The organism is Flavobacterium sp. (assembly GCF_020217025.1).
In the GTDB taxonomy this organism is placed as follows: Bacteria; Bacteroidota; Bacteroidia; order Flavobacteriales; family Flavobacteriaceae; genus Flavobacterium.
Genome location: NZ_JAIWOF010000100.1, coordinates 1 through 10,000, shown reverse-complemented (window position 1 = coordinate 10,000; position 10,000 = coordinate 1). Strand labels below are relative to the sequence as shown.

Sequence of the window (10,000 nt, the reverse complement as noted above, 5' to 3'; positions counted from 1 at the left end):
GCTGGAAAAATCAAAATGGAAAAATCTGCTATTTCAATGGAAATGAGTGCTAAATTAGCTGCAAAATAAGATTTTTTAAATAGATAAAGCCGAATTTCTTAATTGAAATTCGGCTTTTTTTATGCTCTGTATTTGTCGTTTAAGCCTCGACCTTCTAATATCACAGGAATTATTTTTTCAAGTCGTGAAATTTGAGTTTTTTCTTGTTTGGCAAAGTTATGTATTCAATAAATTCTCTTTGTTTATATGGAGCAAATGCATTGAATTTATCTAAGAGTTCCGAATTTCTATCCAATTCGTTTTGTAATAATTCAGGGATAATGGTTTCTTTTTTCTCTTTAGGAATAACTAAACCTTTTTCTTCAATTTCAATAGCTTCTTTAATATAGGCTAAAATTAACTTTTCATCAATTTCGTTAGCGGAATTAAATCGCATTTGACGTAAGGATTTGGTGTTTTCCTCATTAGCATTTATTAGCAGTTTTTTCTCATCTTTTAAAAAAACACCATTGTAAAACCAAATTCCAAAATAGGATTTAAAACCTCCGATTCCTAAAACATTTTTACTTTTATAAGTGTAAACTGGGCCACCCCATTTCGTAGTTTCAATCAATAAAGTTTTACGAATGATAGCATGCAATAGCTCCAATTCGTTTTCCCATTGATTGGTTTTGTTCCAAGGATTTTTTTCCAAAACAGTTATTTTTGTGTTTATCAAATATAATAAATCTTGATAAAAAAAAGAGGAACATTGTCCTCTTTAATTTGATTTTAGAATTTTACTTTTACTGTAATTGGTTTGCCGTTTCTCATTATGGTTACGTCTTTTTCATCACCAACACTTAATTTGGCCAAGCAATCCATATAACTATATACTTCTTTTATTTCACAATCTCCAATTTTTACTAGAATATCTCCCGCTAAAATTCCTGCTGCATGCGCGGGACGATTATCCGTAACACCATCAATGTGTAACCCATCTCCGTGGTCAGTATAATCAGGCATAATTCCTAGAGTTACTTTGTATTTTGGAACTACTTTTTCAGTATTCATAGCTGTTTTATTGAATTCAACTTTCTCTAATTTTTCAATTTCTGAGCATACTCTAAAAACATAATCCGTAATGTTTCTAACACCATAGTAATTGATTTTATCCTCATCATCACTTGGTTTGTGATAATCGTTATGAGTTCCTGTAAAGAAAAACAACACCGGAATATCTTTTAAATAAAATGAAGTGTGGTCAGAAGGTCCTTGTCCTGCAAGATCTAAAGTAACATTAAAACCAGCGGGTTTATTTTTGTTAACGATTTTAGTGAATTCAGGAGAAGTTCCTACGCCACCCACAGTTAACCCTTTATCAGCATTTAATCTTCCAATCATATCCATGTTTATCATTGTGATAACATTTGGATATAATGATTTAAAAGTTTCTGTCATGTGTTTTGAACCAATTAAACCATCTTCTTCACCTGAAAATAAAGCAAAAATGTAATTCGTATTTTCTTTGGTTTTGTTTGTTGATAACATTCGAGCTAATTCCAAAACTCCAGCAACACCAGAAGAATTATCATCGGCTCCGTTATGAATTTCACCATGAGAATTTGGTTTTGTAGAATGATTGTGTTCGTTTAAACCTAGATGATCGTAATGCGCACCAATAATAATCGTTTTAGACGCTTTGTTGTCTAAAAACGCAATCACATTAGTTCCATGATTGGCTTTGTCACCCGAACCATCTGTAGCATGAGGATTCAATTTTACTTTGTAATTGAATTTTTGGAAATAACTATTATTCGCATAAGGTTTCAATCCTAAAGCTTTGAATTCTTTTGCAATATAATCGGCAGCTTTTTTTTCACCTTCCGAACCGGTTAAGCGACCTTGTAATTCATCAGAAGCTAAATAAGTTATATGTTTTTTTAGTGATTTTGGTTGTGCAATTTCAGCGGTATCTCCTTCAACCCAATCGGCGATGAAAACGTTGGTTTCTCTAGGTTTACTTTGCATTCTGTTACTTGAGAATACTAGCTTTTTTCCATCAGGAGAAAACATTGGAAACGCATTAAATTCGCTTTCCCAAGTAATTTGCTGTAAGTTTTCACCATTGGTATCAATCATGTACAACTGGAAATCATAACCACGAGTGGAATGATGATTCGAAGAGAAGATGATTTTTTTATCAGAAGGGTGGAAGTAAGGTGCCCAATTGGCTTTTCCAAGATTCGTAATTTGTTTTAAATCGGAACCATCGATGTTGCAAGTGTAGATTTCCATTTCAGATGGAGCCACTAAATTTTGTGCCAATAAATCTTTATACTCTTTAATTGCTTCAGCTGTTTTTGGACGAGACGAACGGAATACGATTTTCTTGCTATCGTGCGAAAAGAAGCAACCACCATCATATCCTAATCCAGAAGTGATTTGTTTTAAATTGCTCCCATCGATATCCATAGTGTAAATCTCTAAATCGCCACTTCTAACACTGGTGAATGCAATTTTCTTTCCATCAGGAGAAACTACGGCTTCGGCATCATATCCCGGAGAATTAGTTAATTGTTTTACAATATTCCCGTTCAAATCGGCCATGTAAATGTCAAATTCTGGATAAATTGCCCAAAGATATTTACCTTCAATAGGTTTTGGTGGAGCCGGACAAGCGTGATCTGCTGCATGAGTAGAAGCATATATGATATGTTTTCCGTCTGGCATGTAGAAGGAACAAGTAGTTCTTCCCTTTCCCGTAGAAACCAATTGCAAACTTTTTTCATTAAATTCTTTTGCTTGTAAATCCAGCATAAAGATTTGATCACACGAAACTCCAAAGGCTTTATTGGTAACTTGAAGTGTTAGTTTATCACCTTTTGGATTAAAATATGCTTCGGCATTATCGCCTCCAAAAGTTAATTGTTTGATGTTTTTTAAGTGTTTTTCTTGAGCAAAAGAAAATATAGAAAGTGAAGTAATTACAGCTATCGATAAGCTTTTTCTAAGATTTATAATTTGAAACATAATTGGTTTTTATTTGTAATGAATAAAAATGATGTACGAATATACAAAAAAAGACAAGCTACAAAAAGCTTGTCTTTATAATAGTTTTCTATTCTAGTATTGATTTATTTTTTAGTTGCAGCTGTAATTTCTGCAATTTTCACAATTACTTCGGTAGCTTTAACCATGCTTTCAACAGGTACATATTCGTATTTTCCATGGAAGTTATGACCTCCTGCGAAGATATTTGGGCAAGGCAATCCTTTGTATGATAATTGACAACCATCAGTTCCACCGCGAATAGGTTTTATGATTGGTTTAATGCCTAATTCTTTCATGGCTTTTTCGGCAATTTCAACAATATGGAAAACAGGTTTTACCTTTTCTTTCATATTGTAGTATTGGTCTTTTACTTCTGCAATTACGATATCTTCACCAAATTGTTTTTTCCACTTTTTATTGAATTTATTCGCTAATTCATGGATAAACTCTTTTCTTTCTTTGAATTTTTTAGCACTATGGTCGCGAATGATTAATTCAACCACTGTTTCTTCAATACTTCCAGAAATTCCTACTACGTGGAAAAATCCTTCATAACCTTTTGTTTTTTCAGGAATTTCGTTCTTTGGTAATTTAGAAATGAATTGATTGGCTAACAACATCGAGTTAATCATTTTTCCTTTTGCATAGCCTGGGTGAACGCTTTTTCCTTTAAATATGATTTTAGCTCCAGCGGCATTAAAATTTTCATATTCTAATTCGCCAATTTGACTTCCATCCATAGTATATGCCCATTCGCAACCAAATTTTTCAACATCAAATTTGTGTGCACCACGACCAATTTCTTCATCAGGTGTAAAACCTACACGAATTTTACCGTGTTTGATTTCGGGATGTTGGATTAGGTATTCCATTGCTGACATAATTTCGGTGATTCCGGCTTTGTCATCAGCTCCTAAAAGTGTAGTACCATCGGTTGTAATTAAAGTTTGTCCTTTGTATAAAAGTAAATCTTTAAAATAACTTGGTGATAAAACGATGTTTTGTTTTTTGTTTAATATGATATCGCCACCATCGTAATTTTTTACAATTTGCGGTTTTACATTAGCTCCTGTAAAATCAGGAGTAGTATCATAATGGGATACAAATCCGATAGTTGGAACATTGTGTTTTACATTACTTTCTAAAGTTGCCATAACGTAACCATTTTTATCGATAGTTACATCTGTCATTCCCATAGCTTTTAGTTCTTTTACTAAAAGATTGGCTAGGTCAAGTTGTTTTTTAGTACTTGGTGTAGTGTCAGAATTTGGATCTGATTCGGTATCTATTGTAACGTAGCTTATGAAGCGGTCGATAATATGTTGCATAATAAATAAATTTAGGCAAATATAAGGAATAGTATAGGTTTAAAAAATTTGATTTAGGGAAATAAAAAAAGCACCTAATAAAAGGTGCTTTTGTGGGGAGAGCAGGATTCGAACCTGCGAAGATGTAATCAGCGGATTTACAGTCCGCCCTCGTTGGCCGCTTGAGTATCTCCCCAAGCCATCTTGCTTATTTGACTAAGCGGTTGCAAATATAGAATTGTTTTTTATTCCTACAAAGGAATTTACTACTATTTTATTGACTATTTTATAACCTTCTGTAAATGAAAAACATAAAAAATCTCCCTAAGGAGATTTTTAATTTTTAATAAATAAAAGGAATTATTTCGCGTCTAAAAGTTCTTTTACTTTTGCGCGTAAAGCATCTCCTCTTAAGTCTTTTGCCACAATATTTCCTTTAGCATCTAAAATAAAGGTAGCAGGAATAGAAGAAATACCGTATTGTTTTCCAATAGGTTCATCCCAATATTTAAGATTAGAAACATGAATCCAGCTCAAATTGTCTTTCGCAATTGCATCTTTCCATTTTTTAGCGTCTTGATCTAAAGAAACTCCTATTATATTTAAACCTTTGCTGTGGTATTCGTTGTAAAGAGCAACTACATTAGGGTTTTCTTTACGGCATGGTGCACACCATGAAGCCCAAAAATCAACAATAGTTACTTTACCTAATGATTCGTCTAAAGAAATTAATTTTCCTTCAGGTGATTTTGCAGAGAATTTTGGAGCAGGTTTACCAACAACAACTGCTAACATAAGGTCAAGAGTTTTTTTAATATTCTGAGCACTTTTTGTATTTACTAATTTTTTATCCAATTTGTCATAAAAGCTTTTAATTTCTGTTGCAGGAATATATTCTCTCATTAAGAAATTTTCTAATAACAAAACAGAAATAAAGGCATCAGGATTATTCTTAATAAAAGTTTTAGAATAATCGTTCATATCGTTTTGAAAGTTTTTGTATTCTTTCTTTATTTTGTTAACGGTAACAGTGTCGTTTTCAGTTAGTGCTTTTTGCATTTTAGGATTGTTCTCTTTTTCAAATTTTTTAACTTTTTCTAAAATAGCAACAGATTCGTTATTGAATTTTTGGAATTTATCATTGTTAAAAGTACCTTCAATCGTTGATTTTTGAAGCGAATCTTTAACGATATTAATTTTAATTTTACCTTCTTCAAGAATTATTGGTAAATTAATTTTTTCATTTTCAATTCTAATAAAACCTAAGTCGATGTTATCTGTAGATCCTTTTAATTCAAATTTTCCATTTTCAATTACACCAGTGTCTTTTGCGATTACTCCATTTTCATCTTGAATTTCGACAAAAACTTTTTTCCCGTTTTCAATTCCATTTGCTGTCCCAGAAATAAGAAATTCATTATCTTTTAAATTGTTACAAGAAATTATTGATAATGTAAATAAAGCTAATAATGTTATTTTTTTCATCGTTTTAAATTAATTTTCGCAAATGTATTCAAAATAACTCAGTTACAAAACATAAAAAAATGTTAGAATCGCAATAAAAACTAGTATTCAAAGTTTTGTAAATCAAAAATATAGTTGTAATTTTGCGCACCTTTTGGCGGATAGCGTTTCCATTAGGTGTCAATCATTTAAGTAAAACACTGCTGTTGTTTTCTATTTCGCATTAAGAAACGCTAGAAGCACGGCATACAAATTTTTTAATCAGCATGTCTGAAATTAACAAAACACAAGAAGAGTTTTTAGCGAATTTTAACTGGCACAACTATGCAGAAGGTATTGATGCAGTTGACGAGAAAAACTTACAAGAATTTGAAGATCTAGTAACTAAAACTTTCATTTCTACAGGAGATGAGGAAGTAGTAGAAGGAGTTGTTGTAAGAATTACTGATAGAGATGCTATCGTTGATATCAACGCTAAATCTGAAGGTGTTATCTCTCTAAACGAATTCCGTTACAATCCTAACTTAAAAGTTGGTGATAAAGTAGAAGTATTAATCGACGTTCGTGAAGACAAAACAGGTCAGTTAGTATTATCTCACAGAAAAGCTAGAACTATCAAAGCATGGGATAGAGTTATTTCTGCTAATGAAACAGGAGAAATCGTTAATGGTTTCGTAAAATGTAGAACTAAAGGTGGTATGATCGTTGACGTATTCGGAATCGAAGCATTCTTACCAGGTTCTCAAATTGATGTAAAACCAATCCGTGATTACGATCAATATGTGAACAAAACTATGGAATTCAAAGTAGTTAAAATTAACCACGAATTCAAAAACGTAGTAGTATCTCACAAAGCGCTTATCGAAGCTGATATCGAAGTTCAGAAAAAAGAAATTATCGGTCAGTTAGAAAAAGGTCAAGTATTAGAAGGTGTTGTTAAAAACATTACTTCTTACGGTGTATTCATCGACTTAGGAGGTGTAGACGGATTAATCCACATCACTGACTTATCTTGGTCAAGAATCAACCACCCATCTGAAGTATTAGAATTAGACCAAAAATTAAACGTTGTAATCCTTGATTTCGATGATGAGAAAACAAGAATTCAATTAGGTTTAAAACAATTACACGCTCATCCATGGGATGCTTTAGGAGCTGAATTAAAAGTTGGTGATAAAGTAAAAGGTAAAGTAGTTGTTTTAGCTGATTACGGTGCTTTCATCGAAGTTGCTGAAGGTGTTGAAGGTTTGATCCACGTTTCTGAAATGTCTTGGTCTACTCACTTAAGATCAGCTCAAGATTTCATGAAAATTGGTGATGAAGTAGAGGCGGTTATCTTAACTCTTGATAGAGATGAAAGAAAAATGTCTTTAGGTATCAAACAAATGACGCAAGATCCATGGACTGATATCACTGCTAAATACCCAGTAGGTTCTAAACACACTGGAATCGTTAGAAACTTTACTAACTTCGGAATTTTCGTAGAGTTAGAAGAAGGTATCGACGGTTTAGTATATATCTCTGATTTATCTTGGACTAAGAAAATCAAACACCCATCTGAATTTGTAAACGTAGGTGATAAATTAGATGTAGTTGTTTTAGAGTTAGATGTTGAAGGTCGTAAATTATCTTTAGGTCACAAACAAACAACTCCAAATCCTTGGGATAAGTATGAAGATGCTTTCGCTGTTGGAACTATCCACAACGGAACAATTTCAGAAATCGTTGACAAAGGAGCTACTGTAGAATTTGGTGACGATATCGTTGCTTTCATTCCTACACGTCACTTAGAAAAAGAAGACGGTAAAAAATTGAAAAAAGGAGATACTGCTGACTTTAAAGTTATTGAGTTCAATAAAGAATTCAAAAGAGTGGTAGCTTCTCATACAGCTATCTTCAGAGAAGAAGAAGAGAAAAACGTTAAAACTGCAGTTGAAACTACATCAAATAGTTCAGCTCAAACATCTACTTTAGGTGATAATAACGATATTCTTGCTGAATTAAAAGCTAAAATGGAAAAAGGAGGTAAATAATCTCTGAATTCTTTTTAATATTTAAAAGTCCTGATGAAAGTCAGGACTTTTTTTATTTATATTTGTAACTTAAATTCTTACAAATGAAAAAACTATACTTTTTATTCTTTTTTTCTTTTATGGTAAATGCTCAAATTCAAGATGCTTTTACAAGAGATTCTGATTTTAACCAATTTGATTTACCTTTAAATCATTATTTTGTAAATAATGAAGTTTTGAAAAGTGTTGTTTTAGATGATCAAAAAATTATGATCATAACTAAAAATAAAATAATACGACTTAATAATAATTTGTTGGATGTAAGTTTTAATACAGGAATAGGGTTTGAAGCTACATCTGGCGATGAAGTCTTTATAAAAGATTTTGTAATACAACCAGATGGTAAAATACTTGTTTTAGGAAGTTTCAACAAATACAATAGTGTTAATGTAAAAAATATCGTACGTCTAAACGCAGATGGAAGTTTAGATACATCTTTTAACTTTCAATTATACTTATATAATGTTCCAACTAAAGGTGAAATTTACTTAAATCCAGATGGTAAAATTAGTTTAGTTGCACAAACTTCAAGTGGAAATATTTTTAAGAGATTAAATGTAAATGGAACAGTAGACAATACATTCAATCCTAATCAAAGTATAATTTATGGAAAAGTATGTGTATTATCTAATGGAAAATATATTGTAGCTCATAGTGATAATTTAGGTTATGTTAAACTTTTATCGAGGTTAAATTTAGATGGAACATTGGATACTACATTTTTAACAATAACATTTTCAACTGCTTCGGGGATTTATAATCCTATTTTTAATATCAAAGCAACAAATCAATTTATTTATGTTGGAGGCAGGTTTACAGGAGCAGGAGGAAACTCTTCAAGAAACTTCATTAGATTATTTTTAGATGGAACAGTAGATTCATCCTTTAATATTGGTTTTGCTGGTTTTTATACTCAGAGCAGTGTCTCTTCTGTAGTTAATGATTTTGTTATTCAACAAGATGGTAAAATAGTAGTGGTTGGAGCTTTTAATTTGCATAATGGAAATGTTGTTGATAATATCTTAAGATTAAATAATGATGGATCTATTGACTCAGCTTTTAATGAAAATGTTAATTACAATAGCCTAGGTATAATAAAATCAATATCATTTTTTAGTGATGAAAAAATGCTTATTTCTGGTTCACAAAATTATTATTTTAATTATAAAAGAAAATATTCTGTCTTTTTAGCTATTGTTAATCAAGATGGTACAAGACAAACTAATTTTAATAATATTACTAAAGGTTTTTATGATTACTCAGTTTATGATATATTAGAAGATAATAATAATGATTTATATTTGTGTGGCACTTTTCATTTGTATAATGGAGAGTTAAAAAGATTATTTATCAAATTGAATAATGATGGTTCAATTGATAACTCAATGAATTATGGTAATGATGAAGGTTTTGATGGTTATGGTAATCAATCACTTAATCTTATTTCGTTTAATAAATCGAAGAATAAAATTTACTTATCAGGTTATATTTCTAACTATAATGATGAAAACGTTAAACAGATTGTTAAGTTAAATTTAGATGGCTCAAGAGATGTTAGTTTTAATATATACCAAAATGGTTTTGGAACTTCGAGTTATGGTACCTCAATTAACGCAATTTTACCATTAGATAATGAATTCCTTTTAGTTGGAGGGAACTTCTCAGGATACAATGATAGTCCAAATTATAATTTAGTTATTCTAAATGCAAATGGACAATATTCTGTTGGTTATGATTGTGGTTATAATGTTAAAAGTCTTGTATATCAGAATGATTCAAAAATTTTAGTTGGAGGTCAAGGGGCTGGTACTTTTAGAGGGTTAAGAAGGTATAATGCAACTTATTTTTTAGTGCCCGATGATACTTTTGTATTAGATAGTCAAATTACTTCAGCAAATGTTGATAAAATATTAGTGTCTTTTAATGGTAAAATAGTTGTTATTGGAGATTTTGTTGTTAATGGGATTAATAAAAAAATATTAAAATTAAATAATGATGGAAGCTTAGACTCATCTTTTAATTATGATGTTGTTAATTCAACAACAATTATTGATGATGCTGAAATTTCATCAGATGATAAAATAATAATAACAACTTATGATTCTTCTCTTTTTAGAGGAAAAC

Annotated in this window: 6 protein-coding genes and 1 tRNA gene; 2 read left to right on the top strand and 5 right to left on the bottom strand. The window is 31.0% G+C overall.

Going from position 1 to position 10,000, the window contains the following annotated elements; translation table 11 throughout:
- Positions 1–169: 169 nt before the first annotated feature.
- The 5 genes from LDL23_RS04865 to LDL23_RS04845 all read right to left on the bottom strand — a co-directional run bounded on the left by LDL23_RS04865 (position 170) and on the right by LDL23_RS04845 (position 5,825).
- On the bottom strand, positions 170–694 hold the full coding sequence (locus LDL23_RS04865; RefSeq protein ID WP_366935474.1) for a DUF1801 domain-containing protein: 525 nt from the start codon (positions 692–694) through the stop codon (positions 170–172).
- Between the two features lie 77 nt (positions 695–771).
- Positions 772–3,012, bottom strand: coding sequence for a M20/M25/M40 family metallo-hydrolase (locus LDL23_RS04860; protein WP_291264701.1), 2,241 nt, complete (start codon positions 3,010–3,012; stop codon positions 772–774).
- A 104-nt stretch (positions 3,013–3,116) separates the two neighbouring features.
- Positions 3,117–4,361 carry a peptidase T gene (gene pepT, locus LDL23_RS04855; RefSeq protein ID WP_291264700.1) on the bottom strand — a complete coding sequence of 415 codons (1,245 nt, stop codon included), beginning with the start codon at positions 4,359–4,361 and terminating at the stop codon, positions 3,117–3,119.
- 93 nt (positions 4,362–4,454) lie between these two features.
- A tRNA-Tyr gene (locus LDL23_RS04850) sits at positions 4,455–4,536 on the bottom strand.
- Between the two features lie 164 nt (positions 4,537–4,700).
- Positions 4,701–5,825, bottom strand: a complete 1,125-nt coding sequence (locus LDL23_RS04845; protein ID WP_291264699.1) for a TlpA disulfide reductase family protein — start codon at positions 5,823–5,825, stop codon at positions 4,701–4,703.
- 245 nt (positions 5,826–6,070) lie between these two features.
- Here LDL23_RS04845 and rpsA point away from each other — a divergent pair, with 245 nt between their 5' ends.
- The gene (gene rpsA / locus LDL23_RS04840; RefSeq protein ID WP_291264698.1) at positions 6,071–7,837 is read left to right on the top strand and encodes a 30S ribosomal protein S1; all 1,767 of its coding nucleotides are present in this window, start codon (positions 6,071–6,073) and stop codon (positions 7,835–7,837) included.
- Between the two features lie 83 nt (positions 7,838–7,920).
- Positions 7,921–10,000 (top strand): delta-60 repeat domain-containing protein (locus LDL23_RS04835; protein ID WP_291264697.1); only part of this gene is annotated, 2,080 nt, incomplete at its 3' end.

What these genes read in the sequence shown, in the direction of transcription:
- LDL23_RS04860 (WP_291264701.1), bottom strand. Translation starts at nt 3,012, where the DNA reads ATGTTTCAAATTATAAATCTTAGAAAAAGCTTATCGATAGCTGTAATT.
- pepT (WP_291264700.1), bottom strand. Translation starts at nt 4,361, where the DNA reads ATGCAACATATTATCGACCGCTTCATAAGCTACGTTACAATAGATACC.
- LDL23_RS04845 (WP_291264699.1), bottom strand. Translation starts at nt 5,825, where the DNA reads ATGAAAAAAATAACATTATTAGCTTTATTTACATTATCAATAATTTCT.
- rpsA (WP_291264698.1), top strand. Translation starts at nt 6,071, where the DNA reads ATGTCTGAAATTAACAAAACACAAGAAGAGTTTTTAGCGAATTTTAAC.